Origin of the sequence: Pseudoalteromonas sp. J010, assembly GCF_003934235.1 — a bacterium.
GTDB classification, from domain to species: domain Bacteria; phylum Pseudomonadota; class Gammaproteobacteria; order Enterobacterales; family Alteromonadaceae; genus Pseudoalteromonas; species Pseudoalteromonas peptidolytica.
The window spans coordinates 74,586-99,864 of the sequence record NZ_RDBW01000005.1 but is presented as its reverse complement, the minus strand read 5'-3'; the positions used below and the strand labels follow the sequence as shown (position 1 = coordinate 99,864).

30 protein-coding genes are annotated in these 25,279 nt (G+C 43.3%); 14 read left to right on the top strand and 16 right to left on the bottom strand.

Annotated elements, in window-relative coordinates; genetic code table 11:
• Positions 1 to 46: 46 nt before the first annotated feature.
• Positions 47 to 565 carry a ribosome biogenesis factor YjgA gene (gene yjgA / locus EAG18_RS04395; protein WP_125251183.1) on the bottom strand — a complete coding sequence of 173 codons (519 nt, stop codon included), beginning with the start codon at positions 563 to 565 and terminating at the stop codon, positions 47 to 49.
• A 137-nt stretch (positions 566 to 702) separates the two neighbouring features.
• Here yjgA and pmbA point away from each other — a divergent pair, with 137 nt between their 5' ends.
• Positions 703 to 2,052: a metalloprotease PmbA gene (pmbA, locus tag EAG18_RS04390; protein WP_125251182.1), complete on the top strand. Its 1,350-nt coding sequence runs from the start codon at positions 703 to 705 to the stop codon at positions 2,050 to 2,052.
• Positions 2,053 to 2,105: 53 nt separating this feature from the next.
• On the opposite strand, the gene mgtE is transcribed toward pmbA, so the two are convergent.
• From mgtE to EAG18_RS04330, 12 genes are all read right to left on the bottom strand, one after another.
• The gene (gene mgtE / locus EAG18_RS04385) at positions 2,106 to 3,464 is read right to left on the bottom strand and encodes a magnesium transporter (RefSeq protein WP_125251181.1); all 1,359 of its coding nucleotides are present in this window, start codon (positions 3,462 to 3,464) and stop codon (positions 2,106 to 2,108) included.
• A gap of 515 nt (positions 3,465 to 3,979) precedes the next feature.
• Complete coding sequence (locus EAG18_RS04380) at positions 3,980 to 4,252, bottom strand: HPr family phosphocarrier protein (protein WP_167508234.1); 273 nt, start codon at positions 4,250 to 4,252, stop codon at positions 3,980 to 3,982.
• Positions 4,242 to 5,114, bottom strand: a complete 873-nt coding sequence (rapZ, locus tag EAG18_RS04375; RefSeq protein WP_125251179.1) for an RNase adapter RapZ — start codon at positions 5,112 to 5,114, stop codon at positions 4,242 to 4,244. The genes EAG18_RS04380 and rapZ overlap by 11 nt, the downstream gene beginning before the upstream one ends.
• Positions 5,107 to 5,565 (bottom strand): PTS sugar transporter subunit IIA, encoded by a 459-nt coding sequence (locus EAG18_RS04370; RefSeq protein WP_125251178.1) that lies wholly within the window; start codon positions 5,563 to 5,565, stop codon positions 5,107 to 5,109. Before EAG18_RS04370 ends, rapZ begins: the two co-directional genes overlap by 8 nt.
• A gap of 1 nt (position 5,566) precedes the next feature.
• A complete protein-coding gene (gene hpf, locus EAG18_RS04365; protein ID WP_010376661.1) occupies positions 5,567 to 5,854 on the bottom strand; it encodes a ribosome hibernation promoting factor in 288 nt (95 codons plus the stop codon).
• A 29-nt stretch (positions 5,855 to 5,883) separates the two neighbouring features.
• Positions 5,884 to 7,383 carry an RNA polymerase factor sigma-54 gene (locus EAG18_RS04360; RefSeq protein ID WP_125251177.1) on the bottom strand — a complete coding sequence of 500 codons (1,500 nt, stop codon included), beginning with the start codon at positions 7,381 to 7,383 and terminating at the stop codon, positions 5,884 to 5,886.
• Positions 7,384 to 7,429: 46 nt separating this feature from the next.
• Positions 7,430 to 8,155: an LPS export ABC transporter ATP-binding protein gene (gene lptB, locus EAG18_RS04355; protein ID WP_125251176.1), complete on the bottom strand. Its 726-nt coding sequence runs from the start codon at positions 8,153 to 8,155 to the stop codon at positions 7,430 to 7,432.
• Complete coding sequence (gene lptA / locus EAG18_RS04350) at positions 8,152 to 8,706, bottom strand: lipopolysaccharide transport periplasmic protein LptA (RefSeq protein WP_125251175.1); 555 nt, start codon at positions 8,704 to 8,706, stop codon at positions 8,152 to 8,154. Before lptA ends, lptB begins: the two co-directional genes overlap by 4 nt.
• Entirely contained in the window at positions 8,696 to 9,250 is a 555-nt protein-coding gene (gene lptC, locus EAG18_RS04345) for an LPS export ABC transporter periplasmic protein LptC (protein ID WP_125251174.1), read from the bottom strand. The genes lptA and lptC overlap by 11 nt, the downstream gene beginning before the upstream one ends.
• A complete protein-coding gene (gene kdsC / locus EAG18_RS04340; protein ID WP_125251213.1) occupies positions 9,247 to 9,798 on the bottom strand; it encodes a 3-deoxy-manno-octulosonate-8-phosphatase KdsC in 552 nt (183 codons plus the stop codon). Before kdsC ends, lptC begins: the two co-directional genes overlap by 4 nt.
• Positions 9,798 to 10,769, bottom strand: a complete 972-nt coding sequence (locus EAG18_RS04335; protein WP_125251173.1) for a KpsF/GutQ family sugar-phosphate isomerase — start codon at positions 10,767 to 10,769, stop codon at positions 9,798 to 9,800. The genes kdsC and EAG18_RS04335 overlap by 1 nt, the downstream gene beginning before the upstream one ends.
• A gap of 9 nt (positions 10,770 to 10,778) precedes the next feature.
• The gene (locus tag EAG18_RS04330; protein WP_125251172.1) at positions 10,779 to 11,738 is read right to left on the bottom strand and encodes a calcium/sodium antiporter; all 960 of its coding nucleotides are present in this window, start codon (positions 11,736 to 11,738) and stop codon (positions 10,779 to 10,781) included.
• A gap of 174 nt (positions 11,739 to 11,912) precedes the next feature.
• Here EAG18_RS04330 and EAG18_RS04325 point away from each other — a divergent pair, with 174 nt between their 5' ends.
• The 7 genes from EAG18_RS04325 to murA are packed head-to-tail and all read left to right on the top strand — an operon-like array spanning position 11,913 to position 16,570.
• Positions 11,913 to 12,713: an ATP-binding cassette domain-containing protein gene (locus EAG18_RS04325; RefSeq protein ID WP_176033140.1), complete on the top strand. Its 801-nt coding sequence runs from the start codon at positions 11,913 to 11,915 to the stop codon at positions 12,711 to 12,713.
• A gap of 2 nt (positions 12,714 to 12,715) precedes the next feature.
• Entirely contained in the window at positions 12,716 to 13,495 is a 780-nt protein-coding gene (gene mlaE, locus EAG18_RS04320) for a lipid asymmetry maintenance ABC transporter permease subunit MlaE (protein WP_125251170.1), read from the top strand.
• 13 nt (positions 13,496 to 13,508) lie between these two features.
• Complete coding sequence (gene mlaD, locus EAG18_RS04315; protein WP_125251169.1) at positions 13,509 to 14,054, top strand: outer membrane lipid asymmetry maintenance protein MlaD; 546 nt, start codon at positions 13,509 to 13,511, stop codon at positions 14,052 to 14,054.
• 2 nt (positions 14,055 to 14,056) lie between these two features.
• Positions 14,057 to 14,743, top strand: a complete 687-nt coding sequence (locus EAG18_RS04310) for an ABC transporter substrate-binding protein (RefSeq protein WP_125251168.1) — start codon at positions 14,057 to 14,059, stop codon at positions 14,741 to 14,743.
• Positions 14,730 to 15,035, top strand: coding sequence for an STAS domain-containing protein (locus tag EAG18_RS04305; protein ID WP_125251212.1), 306 nt, complete (start codon positions 14,730 to 14,732; stop codon positions 15,033 to 15,035). Before EAG18_RS04310 ends, EAG18_RS04305 begins: the two co-directional genes overlap by 14 nt.
• A 5-nt stretch (positions 15,036 to 15,040) precedes the next feature.
• Positions 15,041 to 15,298, top strand: coding sequence for a BolA family protein (locus EAG18_RS04300; RefSeq protein WP_099643171.1), 258 nt, complete (start codon positions 15,041 to 15,043; stop codon positions 15,296 to 15,298).
• A gap of 12 nt (positions 15,299 to 15,310) precedes the next feature.
• Positions 15,311 to 16,570, top strand: coding sequence for a UDP-N-acetylglucosamine 1-carboxyvinyltransferase (murA, locus tag EAG18_RS04295; RefSeq protein ID WP_125251167.1), 1,260 nt, complete (start codon positions 15,311 to 15,313; stop codon positions 16,568 to 16,570).
• A gap of 64 nt (positions 16,571 to 16,634) precedes the next feature.
• Here murA and EAG18_RS04290 read toward each other — a convergent pair whose 3' ends face one another.
• The 3 genes from EAG18_RS04290 to EAG18_RS04280 form a co-directional block, all read right to left on the bottom strand.
• Positions 16,635 to 17,714 carry a trypsin-like peptidase domain-containing protein gene (locus EAG18_RS04290; protein ID WP_125251166.1) on the bottom strand — a complete coding sequence of 360 codons (1,080 nt, stop codon included), beginning with the start codon at positions 17,712 to 17,714 and terminating at the stop codon, positions 16,635 to 16,637.
• Between the two features lie 103 nt (positions 17,715 to 17,817).
• A complete protein-coding gene (locus EAG18_RS04285; RefSeq protein WP_125251165.1) occupies positions 17,818 to 19,170 on the bottom strand; it encodes a DegQ family serine endoprotease in 1,353 nt (450 codons plus the stop codon).
• Between the two features lie 110 nt (positions 19,171 to 19,280).
• Complete coding sequence (locus tag EAG18_RS04280) at positions 19,281 to 19,736, bottom strand: YhcB family protein (RefSeq protein WP_125251164.1); 456 nt, start codon at positions 19,734 to 19,736, stop codon at positions 19,281 to 19,283.
• A gap of 122 nt (positions 19,737 to 19,858) precedes the next feature.
• Between EAG18_RS04280 and zapE the strand changes: the two genes are divergently transcribed.
• The 6 genes from zapE (at position 19,859) to EAG18_RS04250 (ending at position 25,255) form a co-directional block, all read left to right on the top strand.
• Positions 19,859 to 20,947, top strand: coding sequence for a cell division protein ZapE (zapE, locus tag EAG18_RS04275; RefSeq protein WP_125251163.1), 1,089 nt, complete (start codon positions 19,859 to 19,861; stop codon positions 20,945 to 20,947).
• A gap of 350 nt (positions 20,948 to 21,297) precedes the next feature.
• Positions 21,298 to 21,726, top strand: a complete 429-nt coding sequence (gene rplM / locus EAG18_RS04270) for a 50S ribosomal protein L13 (RefSeq protein WP_010376694.1) — start codon at positions 21,298 to 21,300, stop codon at positions 21,724 to 21,726.
• Between the two features lie 8 nt (positions 21,727 to 21,734).
• Positions 21,735 to 22,127, top strand: coding sequence for a 30S ribosomal protein S9 (gene rpsI, locus EAG18_RS04265; RefSeq protein ID WP_161568695.1), 393 nt, complete (start codon positions 21,735 to 21,737; stop codon positions 22,125 to 22,127).
• Positions 22,128 to 22,629: 502 nt separating this feature from the next.
• Positions 22,630 to 23,220: a ubiquinol-cytochrome c reductase iron-sulfur subunit gene (petA, locus tag EAG18_RS04260; RefSeq protein ID WP_125251162.1), complete on the top strand. Its 591-nt coding sequence runs from the start codon at positions 22,630 to 22,632 to the stop codon at positions 23,218 to 23,220.
• Positions 23,220 to 24,521 carry a cytochrome bc complex cytochrome b subunit gene (locus tag EAG18_RS04255; protein WP_125251161.1) on the top strand — a complete coding sequence of 434 codons (1,302 nt, stop codon included), beginning with the start codon at positions 23,220 to 23,222 and terminating at the stop codon, positions 24,519 to 24,521. Before petA ends, EAG18_RS04255 begins: the two co-directional genes overlap by 1 nt.
• Positions 24,518 to 25,255 carry a cytochrome c1 gene (locus EAG18_RS04250; RefSeq protein WP_125251160.1) on the top strand — a complete coding sequence of 246 codons (738 nt, stop codon included), beginning with the start codon at positions 24,518 to 24,520 and terminating at the stop codon, positions 25,253 to 25,255. Before EAG18_RS04255 ends, EAG18_RS04250 begins: the two co-directional genes overlap by 4 nt.
• The last annotated feature ends 24 nt before the right edge of the window (positions 25,256 to 25,279 follow it).

Here is a 25,279-nt window from a genome sequence, read left to right as displayed (position 1 = left end):
AAGGCGCTGATGCGCCTTTTTGTCCTTATTCATTGGCCCGGGTGAGCTATGGCATAATCACTTCTTTTAAATATTGAAATAGCTCTCTGTACGCTTTACCAGGTTTCTCTGCCTTTAACTCTTTGCTTGCTTGGCGTGCCATTTGGCGCATTTTTTGGCGCTCAAGTTCAGGGTACTCTAGCAATAATTCGTTAATTTTACTGTCACCCTTGGCAATAACATCATCTCGAATATGCTCAATTTTATTGAGCAAAACGTCTGCTTGGTTGTTCTTATTAAGGAGTAAATCCATTGCCGCTTGAATATCATCAATGTTTGCAGTGGTACGTAACGTTTTCGAGATATAATTCATGTGACGGCGATAAGCATCTGTTTTGGCTCGGATCTTATCAGCAACGGCCATTGCTTCTTTGAGCTCATCGGTTAAAGGGAGCTTCTCACGCTGCTTTTTACCCAGCCCTGCAATCTCACAGCCAAGCTCGTGTAATTCCTGCGCCTCACGTTTTAGCTCACTTTTGGAAACGTAAATAATCTCTTCTTCAGTCGGTTGCTCGTGTTTAGCCATTGCTCTTGTCTATACTTTGAATAATTAAGGTCTCTAACCCTAGAGTATACCACAATTGATCACTACAATAGTGAGTAGCTGTGTTAGCATATTAACTTAATCAGCTTTAGTCAGATGAGCAAGCGGACAAGGTATCTATGACTCAACCTCAACAACACCCAATATTTAGCCAAATTGATGATGTAAAAAATGCTGTTGCTGAAGTACTTGCACAGGCAAAAAAACTAGGAGCAACCTCCGCTGAGGCTGCAATGTCAAGTACCTCAGGGTTATCTGTAAGTACGCGTATGGGAGAGGTTGAAACCATTGAATTTAACCAAGATGGTGGGCTGGGGATAAGTGTATATGTTGGCAACCACAAAGGTTCTGCATCGACAGCAGATCTTAGCCCAAAGGCATTGCGCTCGGTTGTAGAAAAGGCAATCGATATCGCCAAGTTTACATCGGATGATCCTTGTAATGGGGTCGCAGATGAGGCGCTATTGGAAATGTCTCCTCCTGAACTAGATCTATTTCACCCGTGGGAAGTTTCTCCTGATGAAGCCATAGAGCAGTGTATCGCGGCGGAAAAAGCGGCGCTTGACTACGACCCCAGAATAGTTAACTCGGATGGTGCAAGTTTATCCAGTCACCAAGGGATCCGAGTGTATGGTAATAGTCATGGACTGATCGCGGGCTTTCCACGAACAAGACACAGTTTAAGTACTATGGTAATAGGGAAAGAAGCAGAGCAAATGCAAAGAGACTCTGCGTTTACGCTTTCCCGCGTACATACTGAGCTTAAATCTGCTAATGCTGTTGGACTTGAAGCGGCTCAGTCGACGTTAGCGAAGCTAGGTAGTCAAAAGCTATCTACACGCAAAGTGCCTGTGATTTTCCGCGCTGATATTGCCAATAGCTTATTTGGACACTTAGTGTCAGCCATTGGTGGTGGCGCTTTGTATCGAAAATCAAGTTTCTTAATGGACTCTTTAGATACCCAAATTTTTAATACTTGTGTCAATATCGAAGAGAAGCCTCATTTGCTGCAAGGGTTAGCATCAAGCCCATTTGATAGTGAAGGAGTGAAAACAATAGATCGTGAAATTATCACAGACGGTGTACTGAATACTTACTTATTGGCAAGTTATGCGGCGCGCAGGATGAATATGCAAGCTACAGGGCATGCTGGTGGTATACATAATTGGCTAGTAAAACCTACCCATGATGACTTGAACGCTTTACTGGCGACTATGGGCACAGGTTTACTGGTAACCGAGTTGATGGGGCAAGGGGTCAATACGGTAACTGGTGACTACTCAAGAGGTGCAGCAGGGTTTTGGGTAGAAAATGGTGTGATACAGTATCCTGTCAGTGAAATCACGATTGCAGGTAATCTAAAAGACATGTTTGCCAACATTGAAGGGGTAGGTGGTGATATCGAATGTCGAGGCGCAGTGCAAACTGGTTCAGTGCTACTTAATAGCATGCAGATTGCAGGAGAATAACACTGCACCCTATTAAGTAATGCTGGCGGTATTGCCAGCATTATCTGCCATTGTTAAACGAGCAGCCAAGTTGCAGTGCCAAGGAATGCAAAAATTCCGACAATATCAGTGACTGTTGTTAGCACCACACTTCCTGCTAGAGCAGGGTCGATGTTCATTTTTTTCAGCATAATTGGGATACTAGCACCAGCAATACCCGCTGCGACTAAATTCATAAACATAGCGAAGGCGATGACTGCACCGAGTGTGAAATCCCACTGCCACACTGCAATGACACCCGCGATTAACAACGACCATAGCAACCCATTTAACGCACCAATGGCCAGCTCTTTACCCATTAAAAACTTCTGGTTGGTTTGATTGATATGACCAAGGGCTATACCACGAATAACCAGTGTTAACGTTTGACTACCTGCAACCCCACCCATACTTGGTACGATGCCATTTAGTACTGCAAGGATTGGCAAAATATCTAAAGTACCTTCGAAAAAGCTGGCGACGAATGCTGCCATTAACGCTGTAAGCAAGTTTATGCCCAGCCAAATTGAACGGCGCTTGCTACTTTTAAGAACAGGAGCAAAGGTGTCTTCCTCGTCCTCAAGACCGGCCATACTTAATAGACTGTGCTCGGCATCTTCACGAATAACATCGACCACATCATCAATGGTAACACGGCCGAGAAGGTGGGCATTATCGTCAACGACAGGAGCTGAAATCCAGTTATGACGCTCAAACAGTTGTGCAACCTCAGATTCATCCATGGAGATAGGAATGGTTTCCTTATCTTCATCCATCAACTCGCGAACAATACTATCTGGTGAATTAGTGAGTAAAATATTGACAGGTAGCGTGCCTAAAAAGCAGTTATCTTTATCCACGACATACAGCTCATCAGTACCATCAGGTAGCTCACCTTTGAGGCGAAGGTACCTAAATACCACTTCCAAAGTGACATCTGGCCGTATAGTGACCGTATCTGTGCTCATCAGAGCGCCAGCGGAGTTCTCCTTGTAGGATAATGCCTGTGTAGCACGCTCCCTATCCTGTGTATCCATCGCACCGATAACATCCTGATAAACGGTATCAGGAAGGCTACGAAGGACATCACCTAAGTCATCATCATCCATGTCTTCGGTTGCAGCTGCGATAAGCTCGGGTTCCATCTGAGCGATGATCCCCAGCCTTACATCCTCAGACAGCTCCTCGAGCACATCCCCTTGAATATCTGGGTCAACAAGTTGCCAGAGCATAGAGCGAACTTTATGAGGTGATGACTCTAATAGGAGTGCGGTATCACAAGGAGCGGTTTCTGCTAGCATACGCCTTACTTGAACAAACTGACCACTGTTTAAGGCTTTGGTAACCTTTTGAAGTTGCTCCAGTGTATAGTCTTGTTCAAATACTTCAGGCATACGCGTCCTTTTTGATAATGTTGACAGTAAATGATAGTGGTTTGCTCGCCCCAACATGCTGTAATGTATTCAGAAACCATGTCTTGTAAAAATGTGACACAATATATTTCCGTGGGGGGCTGCCGGTTTATTCTAGCTTTATTTATTATAAATGAATTACCACCTCAACCGACTCAAAACTGGGATATACCATACTAGCTTCGTTTAGCCTCATGTATCGAAATAATCAACCTCAGCTTAGGAGCATTAATTTATTCTAAATAAGAGTTTTTTAACGCAGTTACTAGCGTCAGGCTTACCCCTTCAAATTGAGCAAGTATTAAGACAGTTGGTATCACGCCCTTCTAGCAGCCAGTTTTAGCGCTAACAGCCACTACAGTGTAACGCAGTTTTCTTTGTTCTACCAAGGTTTACAGGCGAGTAGGCGAGACTTATTTAATTGAACTTGAGTATCGAAGTGTAGCACATGTTATATGAATTGGTGCTGACACAATACCTGTTACGGTTGTGTGGAGTTATTCTGATTCATTGAACTTATTATGGATCAGCATACCGATAGCATCCAGTGCGGGCTGCGCATCAGGGCCGCTACACACAACTTTAACTTCTTTACCTTGGCTGCTCTCCAGAAGTAGCAGTGCCAGAACGCTATCCGCTGACGCGCTTTTATCGCCCTGATATAAAGTCACCTCTGCATCAAACTGAACGGCAAGCTGAGCCAGTTCAGTCGCTGCTCGAGCATGTAATCCAAGCTTATTTTGGATTAAAAATGTATCTTCACACATTATTCTCTTGCTCACGATGGCGGATTTTTACGTTAGAGTGTGTTTTTGCAAAGCGCTCACCAATCGTTTGTGCTAAATAAACAGAGMGGTGCTGGCCACCAGTACAGCCTATAGCTATGGTTAAGTAGCTACGGTTGTTTCGTTCAAGGTGTGGCAACCAAGTTTGGACAAACGTTTGAATTTGCCAAGTAAATTTCTGCACTATGCTATGACTTGAGAGATAGTCTTTTACCGGCTGATCTAGCCCTGTTAATGGCTTTAGCTCTGGTTCCCAGTGCGGGTTTGGTAAAAAACGCGCATCAAATACGTAATCTGCTTGTTTTGGAATACCGTGCTTGAAGCCAAAAGATTCAAAGGTAATGATAAGTTGTTTATTTTTCTGACCTAAAATCTTTTCACGAATATCTTCTGCCAGTTGGTGCACGCTGAGGCCGGTAGTATCAATTAAGAAGTCAGCTCTAGTCGTCAATACATCTAACAGCTCACGCTCTTTTTTAATTGCAACGTCTAAAGGCAGGTTGTGTATTGATAATGGATGCAAACGGCGCGTTTCTGAAAAACGTTTAATGAGCGTCTGATCATCGCTGTCTAGATAAAACAGGATTGGTTTAGCAAAACCTGGTAAGTACTCGAGTATATCGTTGAACTCATCTTGTTCTTTGGGGAGGTTGCGGACATCGATACTAACAGCAACTTTGTTGTAGTTGTCAGAAACACTACGAACTAAAGAGGGGAGTAAATTAACCGGAATATTGTCGACACAATAGTAGCCTAAATCTTCTAATACTCGAAGTGCTACAGACTTACCAGAACCAGAACGGCCACTGATAATGATAAGCTCGAGTCCTTTTTCTTCATCACTCATCAAATTCACCTTGGATCACTGCATATAACTCATCGTCATTTTTTGCTTGCCTGAGCATTTTGCAAAATGACTTATTTTTGAGTGTATCAGCAATCGCAGCTAAGGTCTTTAAGTGTTGTTGATTATCTCCTTCAGGTACGATGAATGCGACAAAAATATCGACAGGCTGTTTGTCGATCGCCTCRAACGGGATCCCTTGTTCGCTTACCAAGACCATCGCCAGTATTTTATCAATACCTTCAAGTCGCCCATGAGGAATTGCGATCCCTTTACCTATACCTGTACTTCCCAGCTTTTCTCGTGCCATAAGGGCATCTAAGATAGTGTGCTGGCTGGTATCAGGGATTTGGCTATGCGCTAATTCGCTAATGTATTCGAGAATACGTTTTTTGCTACTAAAAAGGACCGCAGCTTTGCTACAGTCCTTATTCACTAATTCACTTAATTTCATTTTAGTGTCGAGTGAGCTTCTCTTTGTGTTTAATTACTTGACGGTCTAGTTTGTCAATCAGGCCATCAATTGCTGCATACATGTCTTGATGCTCTGTTGATGCAAATAGCTCGCCGCCATTTACGTGCAATGTTGCTTCTGCTTTTTGAACTAGTTTTTCGACATCAAGGATCACATGAACGTTATTGATATGATCAAAGTGCCTCTCAAGCTTCGCAAACTTATTGGTGACATAATCTCTTAAAGAGTCAGTGATTTCTACATGGCGACCAGTTAAATTTAGTTGCATAAGCATTTTTCCTTCTTGTGTTTAACGTCTTATATCAAGCTTTTACGCTGATTTGACGGTGGAATGGCTAGGGATTCACGATATTTTGCAATCGTGCGTCTCGCTACCTTAATTCCTTGTTCAGCTAAAATATCTGCAATCTTGCTATCACTTAATGGTTTAGCAGTGTTTTCCGCAGCTATTAGCTTCTTGATGAGTGCTCGTATTGCTGTCGAGGAGCACTCACCTCCATTTTCGGTACTGACATGGCTTGAGAAGAAATACTTCAGCTCAAATATGCCCCTTGGTGTGTGCATGTACTTTTGGGTGGTGACACGAGAAATAGTAGATTCGTGCATATCAACCATCTCTGCGACATCGTTTAACACCATAGGTCTCATCGCTTCGGGGCCATGTTCAAAGAATGCCTGTTGTTGTTGCACAATGCAATTGGTAACTTTCAATAAAGTGTCATTGCGACTTTCTAAGCTCTTAATAAACCACTTTGCTTCTTGAAGGTGTGAGCGAATAAACTGGCTATCAGTACTCGATTTAGCAGTTCTCGACATCGCAGCGTAGTGGTCATTTACTCTAATCTTAGGCATCGCATCAGGGTTTAGCTCTACAACCCAGCGGCCTTTCACTTTTTTTACCGACACATCTGGAATGACGTATTCGGGCTCTTCATGAATAATACTCGCAGCTGGCTTAGGGTTAAGACTGTGGATCAGCGTCATAACTTCTTTTAGCTCAGCTTCTTTTAAGCGTGTTTTTTTCGCTAAGGTACGGTAATCACGGCTAGCAAGTAAATCAATGTGCTCGGTCAGGATCATCTTGGTTTCGGTGATCCACGGTGTGTCAGGTGCAAATTGATTTAACTGAATACATAAACATTCTTGCAAACTTCGTGCAGCAATACCGACAGGGTCAAACAACTGGATACGTTTAAGTACGGCTTCGACTTCATCCAACTCTACCGGCTCTTCACTGTTTTCATCATTGATACTTTCTAAAATATCTTCACAGGAAAGCGTTAAAATGCCAGACAGATCTACCGCTTCGATGATGGCAATAGCAATGGCTCTATCTGTTGGGCTAAATGGCGTAAGTTCTAGCTGCCACATTAGGTAGTCGTGTAGTGATTCGGAAGTCTCTCCCTGGTAGACGTTATCATCATCAGGTAAAGGAGCTGCGCTTGATGCTGGTGCAGCACTCATATATTCATCCCAAGTCACATCCATGGCAAGATCATCACTAACCGTTTCTTTGCTCATGGCGGTATCTGAGTCCATTTCATACTCGCTGACAGGCGCTTCATCTGAGCTTTGCTGACTATCGTCCGTATTATTTTTATCTTGGCTGTGTTGTTCAGTACTTTCTGCGTCAGCGGTATCGCCTTCTTCCACTTCCAATAGTGGGTTGCTGTCCAACGCTTCTTGTATTTCTTGCTGTAGATCCAACGTACTAAGCTGCAACAGGCGTATGGCTTGTTGCAGTTGTGGAGTCATTGTAAGTTGCTGCCCCATGCGCAGCTGTAATGATTGCCTCATGTATCTCTAACAATCCCTTTTAACAGTTATTAATACTACGTCTTAACTATAGCTTGAATTGTTCGCCTAGGTAGACATCTCTTACGGTTTGATCCGCTAAAACATGTTCTGGCGTACCAGCGGCGATTAATTCACCGTGTGAAACGATGTAGGCTTTTTCACATACGTCCAGCGTTTCTCTTACATTGTGGTCGGTGATCAGTACACCGATCCCACGATTTTTAAGGTGCTCAATGATTGTCTTTATATCTAACACTGAAATTGGATCAACGCCAGCAAAAGGTTCATCTAACAAGATAAACTTAGGGTTAGCGGCTAAAGCACGAGCAATTTCTACCCGTCTTCTCTCTCCTCCAGATAATGCCATCCCTTGAGAATCACGGATGTGTTGGATATTAAATTCATCCAACAACTCATTCAGCTGAGCTTCTCTTTCAACTTTAGACAAATCTTTGCGGGTTTCCAAAATAGCCATGAGGTTTTGATATACCGTTAGCTTCCTAAATATGGATGATTCTTGAGGTAAATATCCAATCCCTAGGCGTGCGCGACTGTGCATCGGGAGTAGGGTGATATCCTCATCATCGATTTGTATAAAGCCTTTGTCACTTGGTACTAAGCCCACAATCATATAAAAGGTAGTGGTTTTCCCCGCACCATTAGGGCCAAGTAAACCAACGATGCTACCTGCTTCGACACTCAGTCCTACATTTTTGACAACTTGGCGACCTTTATAGCTTTTTGCCAAGCCTGTTGCTTTGAGCTCGCTCATGAATTGTTACCTTTTTCCTGTGGATCTTCACTTTTTTCCACGTTGGTGTCAGATTTCTTTTCAACAGGAACCAAAATTGTTCTGACCCGAGAGTCGCCCTGTTCAGAGCGTTCGGCACTAATGAGTTGCTTTTCGATATGATAAGTAATGACTTGTGCACTACTTTTTTGACCCGCTTGCGATATTTCAGCATTGCCAGTAAGTACTAATTTTAATTCGGCAACATCATAGCGAATTTCATTAGCCGCTGCGCGTAAGGTTGTACCATCTGCCTGAGCTTCTTCAAAAACCGCAGGGTTGCCAGTAGCAATTAGTAGCTGCTTATTTGAACCAAGCTCAGCGCGGCGGTGCACTTCCAAACGATCAGCATTGATTTTTCTTGTGCCATGAATAATGACAACGTTTTGCTCGAAAATGCCTATGTTACTTTGCAGTTGAGCTTGCTGACGGCCAGCGTCGATAATGACTTCATTTTGCTCTGCAGCAGCTGCGAAAGTGGAACTTGCGAGCAAGCCGACGAAAACTAATTTGTTAATTATTTTACTGGTCATAATAAATTGTCTTTGTATGGTTGATGAGCTCAATCAGCTGTTTTTGCAAGTCTGCATGTAGGCCTTTACCGGTAATTTTAAGGCTAGGGCCTGTGATAATGACGGGGTGTTCTGATTTCATCAACTTTTGTTTAATTTCAACCCTGACATTGTCGGCATTGATAGTACTGATCATTGCGTCTGGTGTGAGGTTTTTTGCTAAAACATCCCCTTCTAAAATCAGGGTGTTGTTCTCGTATAATGTGGCTTCCAATGCGCTTATCTGCCAATTTTGCTCACCGTTATATAATGTAAAAATGGGTTTTGCAAAGTGGCTAAAACCAAGATCTTGATAAAGTTCCATTTTATCAGCAGTCACATGGTAGTTTAGTAAGCCATTTTCACTGTAGGTAGTCTGCTCTAATGCGGTCGCCACATAATCGGGCTTAGCAAGTGGTTCATCGTCACTTTTCTTGTTGGTTTCTGATGCGTTAAACATCGGCGACCACAGCCAAATCATCAGCGCACTAAAAGTAATGAGCAGAATGACACGAAGCACAGTCATGTACTTGACCCTGTAGTGGTAAGAGGGTGGTTTTGGCTGAGCATGAGCAGATCTGTTAACTCTCTGACGGCGCCAAAGCCTCCCGGCATCAAAGTGGTATAGTGGGCAATGCGTTTTATCAGCGGATGTGCATCATTCACGGCGACAGCAAAGCCAACTTGCTCCATCACTGGCAGATCAGGGCCATCATCGCCAATATAGGCAATGTCTGCATCCTTCAGGTTAAGCTGCGTTTTTAGTGCTTCATATGCCACTAGCTTGTTTTCTTGACCTTGGTAAATATGCGTTACATTTAAACTAGTCATGCGTTGCTGAACTATTTGTGAATGTCTACCTGTGATGACCGCAACCTCAATACCGCAGTTTACTAGCGCTTTGATACCGAAGCCGTCTTTGGTATTGAATGCCTTTAATTCTTCACCGTTATTACCTAGATAAATGCGTCCGTCAGAGAATACACCGTCAATATCACAAATTAAGAGTTTAATTTGAGTTGCTTTTTGCCAAGCATCTGTTGAGATATCTTGATAAAGGTCGCTAAACTGCATCATAGCACTCCCGCTCTAAGTAAATCTTGGGTATTCAATGCACCTACAGGGACATTATTCTCGTCAACCACAATTAGTCCATTGATGCGTTTATTTTCCATAATATTTAGCACCTCAGCAGCGAGCATATCGGCACGTGCGGTGGTACTTTTTGCGGTCATAACTTGTGTGATTGGCGTTGTGTGAATGTCTACTTTTTGTTCTATGATACGGCGCAAGTCACCGTCTGTAAAAATACCTTGCAATTGTGTCTGCTCGTCGACAATCGCTGTCATTCCAAGACTTTTTGCAGACATTTCGAAAAGGGCTTCTTTGACGGTACAGTTGCTTCTGACCATAGGAATAGCACTGTCTTTGTGCATGATGTCAGCGACTGTGAGTAATAGTCGTTTGCCTAAACTTCCTCCCGGGTGAGAAAGCGCGAAATCATCGGCAGTAAATCCTCTGGCTTCAAGTAGAGCAACAGCTAATGCGTCTCCCATAACCAGCGTTGCTGTGGTACTTGCTGTGGGCGCTAATCCTAGTGGGCACGCCTCTTTTGACACTTTAACGCAAAGGTGAACACTGGCGTTGCGAGCCATGGTTGAGCTTGGGTTGCCTGTCATAGAGATCACAGGTGCACCTAAACGTTTAATTATCGGTAAGATTGAGATAACTTCTTGGGTTTCACCTGAATTTGATATCATCAAAACCACATCATCTTTGGTGATCATACCTAAATCGCCATGGCTAGCCTCACCTGGGTGCACGAAAAAAGCAGGGCTTCCTGTGCTGGCGAGTGTAGCGGCAATTTTATTTCCAATATGACCTGACTTACCCATACCAATAACAATAATTCGACCTTGGCAATTAAACATTATTTTACAAGCTTGCTCAAACTGTTGATCGACAAACTGCTGCACTTCCTCTATTGCTGCAAGCTCAGTAGCAAACACTTGATTAGCAGATTCAATAAATGGGGTCGTTGTCACGTGTATTCCTTAAATGATGTAGTAAATATATCCGATAAAGCAGGCGAGTAACAAACCACCTTCAAAGCGGTTGATACGACGTTTACCAGTAATGCTTAAGCTCATAATAAGTAGCAATAGTGTTGCACCAAGCATAATAAATATATCACGAGCCGCGATATTGGTATCTAATACAGAGGGATTGATGATCCCCGCAATAGACAGTACCGCAAGGATATTAAAAATATTCGAACCAATGATATTACCTAGCGCTAAATCGTCTTCATTTTTTAATACGCCAGCTACACAGGCTGCGAGTTCAGGTAAACTGGTTCCTACCGCGATGATAGTTAACCCAATCAATAAGTCGCTCATCCCAAAGTACTTTGCAATATCAACAGCTGCACCCACCAGATAATCGGCGCTAACGGGGAGCAAAATCATACCAACAACAAGCCAAAAAATAGCTTTTTGTGTGGGGACATTATCCGGCACCTCTTCACACGCTTCACTAACGAAAGGATCGTCATTGCTGTTGCCGCTGCGTTTGGTAATGATAATTAAGGTAAGGAGAAATGCTGCGAAGCCAATAAGCAGTAATATACCTTCAACAAAACTAAAGTTATTGTCACTGACAATATACCAAGCTCCCAAGGAAACAATGATAAGAAGTGGCATTTCTCGACGTAAAATTCCTGAGCCAACCGAAAGCGGTCGGAGTAAGGCGGTGATCCCAAGGACTAATAGTATATTGGCAATGTTAGAACCTACGGCGTTACCAACGGCTGTGTCTGTTTTATCTGCAAGAGCGGCCTGTGCAGCAACCATCATTTCGGGGGCTGAAGAGCCCATGGCGACAATGGTTAAGCCAACAATTAATGTTGGTACACCAAAGTTTCGAGCTAAAGCTGCTGCGCCAAAAACGAAGCGGTCGGCACTCCAAACCAGTGCAATAAAGCCAAGAATGAGAATAACAAACGATAAAACCATGAACCTCTAGCCAATAGGATTAAAATTTCGTTAGATACTACCAAATGCGCCTTGGAAAGTATAAGCAAACCGTCACATTTAACGACTTACAAAATTTTACCAAAACGATTTTCCATCTTGTTTGAAAAAAAAGTATCATACTCCGATGAATATAGTCTCGATCTGGAGAGCGACTTGTCGCAATCAATTGTAGAAATCAAGGATGTAACCTTTTCCAGGGGTGAAAGGATCATCTACAAAAACATGAGCTTTTCCGTACCAGAAGGCAAAATCACCGCAATAATGGGGCCAAGTGGCATAGGTAAAACGACTATGCTGCGATTGATCGGTGGCCAGTTAAAACCTAATAGTGGTGATATTCTTTTTGCTGGAAACAGTATCCCAAGCATGTCCCGTAGTGAATTATATCAAGCAAGAACTCGCATGAGCATGTTGTTTCAAAGCGGCGCCTTGTTCACCGACATGAGTGTCTTTGACAATGTCGCTTTTCCTTTGCGCGAACACACGGAATTGTCAGAAGAGCTCATTCAGTTAGTGGTATTGATGAAGCTGCAAGCAGTAGGTCTGCGTGGTGCAAAGGATTTAATGCCAGCAGAGCTTTCTGGCGGCATGGCAAGGCGTGCCGCTCTAGCGCGCGCAATAGCGCTTGACCCCGAACTTATCATGTATGATGAGCCATTCGCTGGGCAAGACCCGATTTCGATGGGGGTGTTGGTACGTCTAATTAAGTCACTAAATGAAGTGTTAGGTCTATCATCCTTAATCGTGACTCATGATGTGACAGAAGTGCTGAGTATTGCAGATCATGTTGTCATTATCGCTGAGCAAGGCGTGATAGGTGAAGGGACGCCTGAGCAAATGCTAAAACATGACTCAGCGCTAGTGCAGCAGTTTTTACAAGGGCTTGCCGATGGCCCCGTACCATTTCACTTCAATGCCCCTGATTATCAACAAGCACTGTTGCAAGGAGAGTAGAGTTGGTCGATTTTCTACAAAGAATAGGTCATAAAACACTAAGTCGCTTTGCTGCTCTTGGTCGTGCAACCAATATGCTATTTGGGGCGTTATTTAGTTTACCTAACTTTCGCAAAGGTACGCCGCTATTAATCAAACAACTCTACATGGTAGGTCATCAGTCACTGTTGATTATTATGGTCTCGGGGTTATTTATTGGTATGGTTTTAGCGCTACAAGGCTATACCGTATTAGTAGGATATGGCGCTGAGGATAGCCTTGGGCCGTTGGTGGCGTTGAGTCTACTAAGAGAGTTAGGTCCCGTTGTTACGGCGCTCTTATTTGCTGGGCGTGCGGGTAGTGCACTGACTGCTGAAATTGGTTTAATGAAAGCAACTGAGCAATTATCTAGCTTAGAGATGATGGCTATTGACCCATTAAAGCGCGTTATTGCACCACGATTTTGGGCAGGCTTTATCAGTATGCCACTGCTTGCGTTGATATTTTCAGCAATCGCTATCTTAGGTGCACATTTGGTTGGGGTGGATTGGTTAGGAGTCGATTCTGGTAGCTTCTGGTCTATCATGCAATCACAGGTATCGTTCCAAAAAGATATTTTAAACGGTCTTATTAAGAGCTTCGTATTTGCACTATTGGTGACTTGGATCGCGTTGTACAAAGGCTATGACTGTGTCCCTACATCTGAAGGGATAAGTAAGGCGACGACAGAGACAGTAGTACACTCTTCACTGGCTGTACTTGGCTTCGACTTTGTATTAACAGCGGTTATGTTCTCAAGTTAAAAGGTTTTAAAAAATGAATACACGGAAAATTGAAATTTTAGTTGGGCTATTTGTAGCGTTGGGTGTCGCTGCATTTATCATGTTAGCGCTCAAAGTGGCAAACTCAGGCTTGAGTGGTAATGGTGAAACCTACATGCTGCAAGCTAAGTTTGAGAATATCGGTTCACTGAAAACACGTGCACCAATCAAAGTGGGCGGAGTTGTTATTGGCCGTGTTGATGGCATTCAGATACACCCGCAGGAATTTGTACCTGTGGTTTCGATGAGTATCGACAAAAACTATGAATGTCAGTTTTCTGATACTTCATCAGTTTCTATATTAACGTCGGGCATTTTAGGTGAGCAATATCTTGGTATTTCTCCAGTAATTGCCGCTGAGTCAGCTAAGCAAAAGTGTTTAGGTCAAGAAGTGACGAGCGAAGATAGTGTTGATCTTGAGTCTCTCTTTGGGGTGGAAACAAAAGCGCTTAAAGACGGCGATATGATCACAGACACAAAGTCTGCGCTTGTATTAGAAGAGTTGATTGGTCAGTTCCTATTTAATCAAGGGAGCGAGTAAATATGTTAATGAATCTTTATACCAAATGCCTGATTTGGCTGGTTGCCATTATGGTTACGATGTCATTGCAGGCAAAAGAAGTGGACTCAAGCGATCCATATAAAATGGTTGAGCAAGTTGCAGCACAAACTTTTCAGCGTGTAACAAAAGAGCAGAGCATTATCGAAAAGGATAAAGAGCACCTACGTGTTATCGTCGAAGAAGAGCTTTTGCCTTACATCGATTACAAATATGCCGCATATCGCGTTTTGGGATCCTACATTCAAACAGTACGTAACATTGAAGATAAACAGGAAAAAGCAGCTGCAGTTGAGCATATTAAAACTTTTATTGAGGTGTTTAAAAGCTATCTAGTAGCAACGTATGCAGGTGTGTTTACTCAGTATAAAGATCAAAAAGTAGAATTCGGTGAACACCGGCCATTTGATAAAGAAGATATTGCTATTGTAAAAACAAAAATAGTTGAGGCTGGTAAACCGGATATTAAAATTGATTTTAAAGTTAGGCGCGGTAAAGACAATGATTGGCGTGCCTTTGATATGATGGCAGAAGGGATCAGCCTATTAGATGCCAAACAAAGTGAGTTACATGGTATCTTGCGCCAACAAGGTATTGAACATGTGATCCAGTTGTTGGACAAAAAGAGCAAGCTTCCTGTGCAATTTAGAGGGGATGATGGTGACGCCTAAAATTTCATTCACCGAAAGTAAAGGTGAAATCGTGTTAACTGGTGAACTAACAAGAGCGAGTTTACCAAGCGCACTGAAACAGTCGGCTATCGTTCAATTGCTGAAAAATGCACAATCAACCGTCTATTTTGACCTTTCTAAGGTCTCAAGGGTTGACACCGCGGGCTTAGCTTGGTTAATTCACTCTTTAGGTCAATTAAAGCAGCGCGACATTCGTCTCGAGCTGAGAAATACACCTGAGCAACTACAAAATTTAATGGAGTTGGGGCAGGTGACAACCCTATTTGAGTGAGTCTAATGGAAACAAATCAAGTCGAAACTTTATTAAAAGATGCGCTATCGCTTGACGAAATTATCGTAAAAGCAAACGGTAGTCACTACGAAGTCATTGCTGTTGGAACGTGTTTTGACGGATTAAGAAGGCTAAAAAGGGAACAGTTAATTTATGGACCACTAATGGATACCATCAAAGATGGGACTATCCATGCGGTGAGCATTCGCGCATTCACGCCTGATGAGTGGCAAAAAGAGCGTAAATTTATTCTTCCACAATAACGGGGTGCCGCAATGGATCAGTTTGTTATCCAAGGTGGCACCACTCTTGCCGGTGAAGTCACTATTTCTGGGGCTAAAAATGCAGCCCTTCCTATCCTATTTGCTGCGCTATTAGGCGAAGGTAAAAGCCGTTTTTCTAATGTACCGCACTTACGTGATATCGGTACGACAGAAGCATTACTAAAGACTCTAGGTGCCGAAGTGGAGTGGGATGGCGACACGCTTGAAATCAACGGCGCGACGGTAAACAATGTGCTTGCTCCTTATGATCTGGTGAAGCAGATGCGCGCATCGGTATTGGCGCTCGGTCCTTTGGTGGCTAGATTTGGTAATGCACAGGTATCGTTACCCGGTGGTTGTGCTATTGGTGCTCGTCCTGTTGATCTACATATTTCAGGCCTAGAGAAAATGGGTGCAACCATCAAAGTTGAGAATGGTTATATTCATGCAACGACAGAAGGGCGATTGCGTGGTGCAGAGATCTTCATGGAAACGGTCAGTGTTGGTGCGACCGAAAACTTGCTGATGGCTGCCACACTTGCTGATGGTAAAACCGTATTAGAAAATGCTGCCAGAGAACCTGAAATCATCAACTTAGCCCAGTGCTTGGTTGCTATGGGAGCAAAGATAAGTGGTGCAGGTTCTAGCCGAATTGAAGTCGAAGGTGTGGAACATCTCAGCGGGTGTGAGCATAAGATCCTTCCTGATCGCATTGAAACGGGGACTTTCCTCGTTGCAGCGGCAATGGCAAAGGGTGAGGTGCTTTGTAAAAACACGGACTATCATAGTCTTGAACCCGTTCTTGAAAAGCTTCGAGCCGCCAATGCTATCGTTGAAGTAAATGACGACAGTATCTATGTGGACATGCGTCAGCGCGCGTTGAAAGCGGTAAATATTAAAACTATGCCACATCCAGGGTTTCCAACAGACATGCAAGCTCAGTTTACTGCACTAAACGTAGTAGCAGAAGGGAGCGCAACAATTACAGAAACCATCTTTGAAAATCGCTTTATGCATGTGCCAGAATTGCAGCGCATGGGAGCGAATATTCGCTTAGAAGGGAATACAGCGATTTGTGGCGATACTGCCTCTTTGTCTGGTGCACAAGTAATGGCAACGGACTTACGTGCATCAGCAAGTTTGATCCTCACAGGGATCGTCGCTACAGGTGAGACCATTGTTGACCGTATCTATCATGTTGATAGAGGGTATCAAAAGATAGAAGATAAATTGAGTCGGTTAGGGGCTAATATAAAGCGCCGTAAAACTTGAACTTAATAGTCTGAGTAAAAGCGTCCATTTGGACGCTTTTTGCTTAATATAACCTGAGTTCAGGTCAATATAGTCCCGTTTCTAGCTCTGCGACTTCAACTGTAATAGTAAGGCGCTGACCTGCTCTTAACACTTCAAACTCGAGCTCTGTGCCTGGGGCTGTGTTACCTATTCGCTTCAACGTTCTTTGTGGGTTAGTGACAGACTCCCCACCGACTTTCACCACAATATCATGCTCTTTCATACCAGCTTGCCACGCAGGTCCCAATGGATCTAATTCACTGACGGCTAGGCCGATGATTGGTGTGTAAAGGTCGGTGACGCTTTTTCCTGTGCTATCAACAGGTGTACCTCTAAACCCTAGATAACCCCGGATAACTCTACCGTCCATGATGAGTTTATGCATTACATCCATGGCGAGATCATAAGGGATCGCAAAAGATATGCCTTGAATATCAATATTGAGGCGGGTACGAAACTGCGCTGAGGTGATCCCAACAAGTGCGCCGTTTGAGTTGACAACCGCTCCTCCTGAATTACCAACATTGATGGCAGCATCCATTTGCAGCAAACTATTAAACTGGCTCTCTGTCAGCGTTTGTTTGCCGGTCGCACTAATAATCCCTTGTGTAATCGTTTGTCCTATATTGAGCGGGTTACCAATGGCAAGCACGACATCCCCGACCCGCGGTTGATAGCTCGGGTCGATTGGAATAACGGGAAGGTTTTCACCAGGAATTTTTAGTAGCGCTAAATCCGTAATGGTGTCAAAACCAATAAGTTGAGTATCACTGTATTGGCGGCCATCTGGAAGCAATACAATTATCTGATCGGCATTATTCACTACGTGGTAGTTAGTGAGAATATAGCCGTCACGACTCATGATAACACCTGAGCCGAGCTCTCGAACCGTGCTTTGGCGTTGATACCTTGGCTGCGTACTAAACCCCTCAGAAAAAATCGTTACCACAGCAGGAGCTGTTTTTTCAACAGCATCGGCAAAGCTCATATGCTGAGATTTAATACGGGGCGCTTCGAGTGTTGGTAGATTTGCCCTGAGTTCAGGGTTAAACCAAATGATGATGAACGCTATCCCAAGTCCAGCTAGTAGAGGTGGAAAAATGAATTTAATTAATTTGAACACGCGTGTTTATATTTATCGTTATCTAATACTACTAATAATGACACAAAAAAAAACACAGCGACAAGCTTCGCTGTGTTTCATTTTTTAATATTGGGTCAACGTGTTACTGAATTAGGTAGAATACGGTTTCACGGCCGCGTTTGATCCCAAGTACAATATTGCCTCTGATCCCATCAATTAGTTTGGACATCTCTTTGACACTGGTGACACGCTTGCGGTTCACTTGCATGATCACATCACCTTCCTCGAGACCGACGCGAGCCGCAGGAGAGCGAGGTTCAACTGAAGTAATTACGACTCCTGCATTACCATCACGCTCGCCACTTTCAAGCACGGCACCACGAAGGTTTGGATGCACATCTTCAGCATTGGCTTGCTCTTCTTGTTTGCCGCCAAGTTCTACGTCAATAAATTTGGTTCTGCCATCTCGATAAACGCCCAGCCTGACTTCTCGGCCTTCACCTAAAGTGGCAACCTTGCTAGCAAGCTCTGCCATGCTTTCGACTTCATCACCATTGAGGCTGACAATTACATCATTGGCTTTTAGTCCTGCTTTATCTGCAGCTGAATCTTCAACAACGCGCATTACGTAAGCACCGCGCTTAACATCAAAACCTTGTGCTTTAGCAAGACCTGCATCAAGAGTACGACCATGGATCCCTAAAGAGCCGCGACGCACTTCGCCGTATTCAATGATTTGATCGACTAGGCTTTTCATCATATTTGATGGGATAGCAAAGCCAATACCTACGTTCCCACCGGATGCGCCAAGAATAGCGGTATTAATACCAATTAGCTCGCCATTGAGGTTAACAAGCGCTCCCCCAGAGTTACCTTGGTTGATAGCAGCGTCGGTTTGAATAAAGTCTTCATAGCCTTCTATATTCAAGCCACTTCGGCCAAGTGCGCTGATGATACCTGAGGTTACTGTGTGGCTTAAGCCAAATGGATTACCTATTGCTACCGAAAAGTCGCCCACTCTTAATCTGTCTGAGTCCGCCAACTTAACTTCTGTAAGGTCTTCACCATCGATCTGCAACAACGCGATATCAGATTCTGCATCGCTACCAATGAGCTTTGCTTCAAATTCTCTGCCATCTTTTAAAGTTACCAGCATTTCGTCGGCATCATCAATTACATGGTTATTAGTAACCACGTATCCTTTATTTGCGTCAATGATGACACCCGAACCTAATCCACTGAAAGGTCGCTTTTGGCTGCGAGGTTGGGGTTGACCGAAGAAAAAGTCAAATGGGTCAACACGGCGGCGCACCTCTTTTGCACCTTTTACTTGAATACTAACAACACCCGGCGCGACCTTTTCCAACATAGGTGCAAGTGTCGGTAATTGTTGACCATCAACGGCAACAGGAAGTTTGGCCACGCTCTGTTGTGGTAATAACAACAGGCTTGAAGAAAGTAAAGCGGCCGATAACAAAGATAAATTAAATTTCATAGTCGTGAAGTACTCCGCTATTAGCGTTTATATAGTTCGTAAGGGGCTGCTAACTAGCCCCTAGAATCAATAACTTCTTTTAAAGACTATGGGGTCTACAAAAAGTTTCATCAAGAGGCTTTAATTTGCTCACTTTCTTTTTTTTGACCAGAAAATAACCCAGTTTCGCCCTCTGCGTAGTCACTAGGAGGTACTTCAAAGCTCGGATCTTGCTTACGTCGTCTTTCTGGACGAGCTTGAAGAGAAGCTTGTAATTGCTCAGTAGTTTCCTTTGAGAAAAATGGATCAGCAGGATGAGAAGGGCGTTCTTGCGTTAGTAGCTGATTGGTCTCTTCAACATGAGTTAGCAGTTGTTGGTAACTGTCTTGCATTCTGTTCACTAGCTTTTTAGTGCTAGCTAAGTGGTCAGAAACATCCTGTCGATATTGCTCCAAGTCATGTTTTGCTTGCTGTGCTTGCACTTCTAACTCGTCATGCTTGAACTGTTTCTTAGTGACAAAACCACCAAGAAAAAATGCAGCCACGGCAACAATGATCAGTAATCCAAGCCAAGTAACGGTAGTCATAGGTTTCTCCCTGTATGCCCTAAGGCAAATAAAAATAAAAACTCTGATAGAGTTAAATATACGCTGTGAATGCAGTCGTGTTAATATAACCCACAAACAAATCGTAAAAAATATTTAAGTCGATGACGCCTTGGGAAAAATATCAGCAAGATCTACAACGTGATGATTTTCAATATGACAGTGCACAGGAAAATGCGGTAAGGCATTTACAGCGCTTATACGATGATCTTATCAATCAGCCAGTGGTCAAGCAGAGTTTCTTCTCGCGCCTGTTTGGCAAAGCTGAGCAACCAAAAGTGAAGGGCTTGTATTTTTGGGGAGGCGTTGGGCGAGGCAAAACATACCTTGTCGATACTTTTTATGACGCATTGCCAACAGAGCGTAAAATGCGCGTGCATTTCCACCGTTTTATGCATCGTGTACACAACGAGTTAAAAAAGCTCAAAGATGTTAAAAACCCACTTGAAAGTATCGCTGATACTTTTAAAGCAGAAACTGACATAATCTGTTTCGATGAGTTTTTTGTTCAAGATATAACAGACGCTATGTTGTTAGGTGGTTTGATGGAAGCCTTGTTCGAGCGAGGCATTGTATTGGTTGCGACTTCGAATATCATTCCTGATGAGTTATATCGAAATGGACTGCAACGAGCACGATTCTTACCTGCAATTGCTTTGGTAAAGGCAAACACTGAAGTCGTTAACGTAGATTCTGGTATTGATTATCGATTGCGTACTTTGGAGCAAGCTGAAATATTCCACAGCCCGTTAGATGCGCAAGCAGATAAAAATTTATTCGAGTATTTCAGTAAATTATCACCTGAACCGGGCCAAGAAAACCAAGCGATAGAAATTGAAGGGYGAATGATCCAAACTCGTATGGTCTCAGATTGTATCGTGATGTTTGACTTTTCGGCACTCTGCGAAACGGCGCGCTCCCAAGTTGACTATATGGAAATCAGCCGCTTATACAACACAGTGATTTTGTCTAATGTGAAGCAAATGGGGCAGCAAAACGATGATGCAGCGCGGCGTTTTATTGCTTTAGTCGATGAGTTTTATGAGCGCAATGTGACGCTTATCATCTCTGCTGCTGCACCGATCACAGAGTTATACAGCGAGGGTACACTCACATTTGAATTCAAACGCTGTGTTAGTCGATTGCAAGAGATGCAGTCGCATGAGTACCTTGCGAGAGAACACTTAGCTTAAGGTGTGCATTTTTTTATGTTGCAGCGCTGTGTGGGGTGTCAGTTGAAAGGCACTGTAAACGCAGCTTGCAGCATACCCGCAACGTCGCACTGACGGATTTTTCGTCTTTTTGATTTTTTTCAAAATTCTTGAGATTTTCTTGTAGAAAAAAACATCAAGCGCTGGTTTTCACCCAGAAGGCTTGCTATAATCCGCGGCCTGCCACGTTGCGTTCTATTGCCCTCGTCGGCTTAGCCACTGACTTGAGCGGCAAAAAAGTCTTCAACTCGAAGGGGTTAAAGCAAATACAAGTAGAGCGGTAGTCCAAGGACTGCCTGTGGTTTTAAAATTGAAAACTTTGGATTTTTATAATGAAAACGTTTGTTGCTAAACCAGAAACTGTAAAACGTGACTGGTACGTAGTTGACGCTGAAGGTAAAACTTTAGGTCGCATCGCTACTGAAATCGCTCGTCGCCTTCGCGGTAAGCATAAAGCTGAGTACACTCCACATGTTGATACTGGTGACTACATCATCGTAATCAACGCTGAGAAAGTTACTGTAACTGGTAACAAAACTCAGGACAAAATGTACTATGCTCACTCTGGTTACCCAGGTGGCCTTAAGTCTATCAACTTTGAGAAACTTCAAGCTAAAAAGCCTGAAATGATCATCGAGAAAGCGGTTAAAGGCATGTTACCTCGCGGTCCTCTAGGTCGTGAAATGTTCCGTAAACTTAAAGTTTACGCTGGTAACGAGCACAACCACGCTGCACAGCAGCCTCAGGTTCTAGACATTTAAGGAGCACTATCATGGCAAATCAATACTACGGTACAGGTCGTCGTAAAAGTTCAAGTGCTCGCGTATTCCTACGCCCAGGCACTGGCAACATCGTAATCAATAAGCGCTCTTTAGAAGAGTTCTTCGGTCGTGAAACTTCTCGCATGGTTGTTCGTCAGCCTCTAGAGTTAGTTGAAATGACAGAAAAGTTTGACTTATACATCACTGTTGCAGGTGGTGGTACAACTGGTCAAGCGGGTGCTATCCGTCACGGTATCACACGTGCACTAATGGAGTTTGACGAGTCTCTACGTCCAACTCTACGTAAAGCTGGCTTTGTTACTCGTGATGCTCGTAAAGTTGAGCGTAAGAAAGTTGGTCTTAAGAAAGCACGTAAGAAGACACAGTTCTCAAAGCGTTAATTTATTACGTTTCAAGAATTCAAAAACCCAGCTTATGCTGGGTTTTTTGTTTTCTATGCTCTCAATACTCACATCAAAGTGAGCACTGTTACAAAATTCCGCTTAATTTTGCCTAAAAATATCGTGTCAGATTAAAAAAGTTCAATAAATATAATAATTAGTGCAAATCGAACGGTAACTTGACGGTTTTTTTTGCTACAATTGGCGGAGCAAGTAGAAAGACCTGAGATCCAGTCATGCGATTTGGTGCGTATCCTTAGTCGGGGGTTGATCTTAGTCAGTATATTGTTGTGTCAGATGCGATATTATAAATACGCGGTTCCATGCTCGAAGTAATCATAGATGACTTTCTTCCGGTTTATTCGGGCATGGATCTGGAATAACCTTGTTTTAATCAAGGTATTTATTTATGATCGCGTCTATTTTGTAATTTCTTAAATTAACCTGCTGTAACTGATGTTCTCAATATAGCAAGTGTTGGGAATCAAGTGGAGATAAGTGGATGAGCAATGCGCCTGTAGACAACAGCCGACGTCGCTTTTTAACTATCGCTACCTCTGTTGTAGGTGGCGTTGGTGCGGTTGGAGCTGCTGTTCCTTTTATTGCGTCCTGGAATCCAAGTGAGCGAGCTAAATCTGCAGGTGCGCCTGTAGAAGTAGATATCAGCAAGCTTGAGTCTGGACAACTTATTCGTGTTGAGTGGCGAGGCAAACCAGTTTGGATTGTTAATCGTACACCAAAAATGCTAGAACAAATGAAGCAACACGAAGGTAATCTTCGTGATCCTAACTCAGAAGAGCCACAACAGTTGGCATCAGCTCAGAACGGGTATCGTTCTAAGCGACCTGAAATCTTCGTTGCGGTTGGGATTTGTACTCACTTGGGATGTTCACCAACCTTCTTAAATGGTAGTTTTGGTGAGTTAGTTGAAGGTACTGATAGTGGCTTCTTCTGTCCATGTCATGGTTCAAGATTTGATATGGCAGGGCGCGTATTCCAAAACGTACCTGCACCTCTAAACTTAGAAATCCCTCCGTATACCTTTATTGACGACACTACCATTTTGGTAGGTGAAGAAGAAGGGGTTGCATAATGTCTGGTCAAGTAGATAAAGCTGCAAATACGGGTGTTGTTGGTAAAGTTGTTGATTGGATTGACGATCGTATTCCTATGACTCGCGTCTGGAATATGCACATCGCACAGTACCCAGCACCAAAAAACTTTAACTTTTGGTACTTATTTGGCTCGCTTGCCATTCTAGTACTAGTAAACCAGATTGTTACTGGTATCTGGCTAACCATGAGCTACGTACCTTCAGCCGAAGGTGCGTTCGCGTCTGTTGAATACATCATGCGCGATGTTGAATACGGTTGGTTATTGCGTTACTTACATTCTACCGGTGCATCCGCTTTCTTTGTGGTGGTTTATCTCCACATGTTCCGAGGCATGATTTACGGTTCCTACCAAAAGCCACGTGAACTACTGTGGTTGTTTGGTATGTTTATTTTCCTTGCACTAATGGCTGAAGCTTTCATGGGTTACTTATTACCATGGGGTCAGATGTCATTCTGGGGGGCTCAGGTAATTATTTCACTATTCGGTGCTATCCCAGTAATTGGTGAAGATTTAACACAGTGGATCCGTGGTGACTACGTAATTTCAGGTGCGACACTAAACCGTTTCTTTGCATTACATGTAATCGCACTTCCTCTGGTATTGGTTATCTTAGTATTTTTGCATATTGTAGCATTGCATGAAGTTGGCTCTAACAACCCTGATGGCGTTGAGATCAAGCGCAAGAAAGGTTCAGTAGCTGAAGAAGACAAGCCTAAGTTCAAGTTCCACGAGTACTACACAAGTAAGAAAGATATTGTGGATGCAATTCCGTTCCACCCTTACTACACAGTAAAAGATGTGCTGGGTGTTGCTGGTTTCTTAATTTTGTTCTGTGCTGTTGTATTCTTTGCTCCAGAGATGAAAGGTTTCTTCCTTGAAGCGCCAAACTTTGAAGCTGCGAACCCGCTTAAGACACCTGAGCATATTTTCCCAGTATGGTACTTCACACCATTCTATGCGATTCTACGTGCAATTCCTGATAAATTATTAGGAGTAGCGGCGATGGGTGCATCGATCGTAGTGTTAGCGTTGCTACCGTGGATTGACCGTGGTTCAGTTCGCTCAATTCGCTACCGCTGTGGTTTCCATAAAGTGAACATCGCACAGTTTGTTGTTACCTTCTTAATCCTAGGTTGGGCAGGTGCAACACCGCAGACAACGTTCTCGACAATTTTGTCGCAGATCTGTACTGTGACGTATTTCATGTTCTTCGTTTTACTATTCGTGTACTCGAAGAATGAAACAACGAAGCCACTACCAACGAGGTTGACGAAATGATGAAAAAGCTAGTAATCGGTTTATTCGCATTGTTGCCAACACTATCGATGGCAGCTGGCCCGTCAGTACCGCTGATGGAAGCAAATAATGATTTAACTGATAACGCATCTTTGCAGCGTGGCGCTAAGCTATTTATGAACTACTGCTTAGGCTGTCACCAAATGCAGTATCAGCGTTATGAGCGTACTTTCAGAGATATTGGTATTCCAACCGAAATTGGTAAAGAAACCCTTATCTTTGATGGTTCAAAAGTGGGTAGCCACATATTGAACGCAATGGATCAGGATGACGCCGCTAAGTGGTTTGGTGCTCCTCCTCCAGACTTAACGCTTATCTCTCGCGTTAAGTCACCGGACTATATCTATACTTACTTGAAGTCATTCTACAAAGATGATTCTCGCCCATTTGGTGTAAACAATGTTGTTTTCCCACTGGTGGGGATGCCTCACGTATTACAAGAGTTACAGGGTTTACCAACACCTATCACTGAAGAAGTGGAAGAAAATGGTCAGACAGTAACTAAAGTGGTTGGCGTAGAGACTGATGGTACTGGTGAGATGAGTGTTGATGAATACGATCAAGCAGCTCGAGATATTACAAACTTCTTAGCGTATGTTGGTGAGCCATCTCGCCTACAGTCAGAAGCGCTAGGTATCAAAGTAATTGGCTTCTTGGTTATCTTCTTCATTTTGGCATTCTTCTTGAAGAAAGAATACTGGAGAGATGTTCATTAATTTGAATATTCAAAGGTAGTTTTT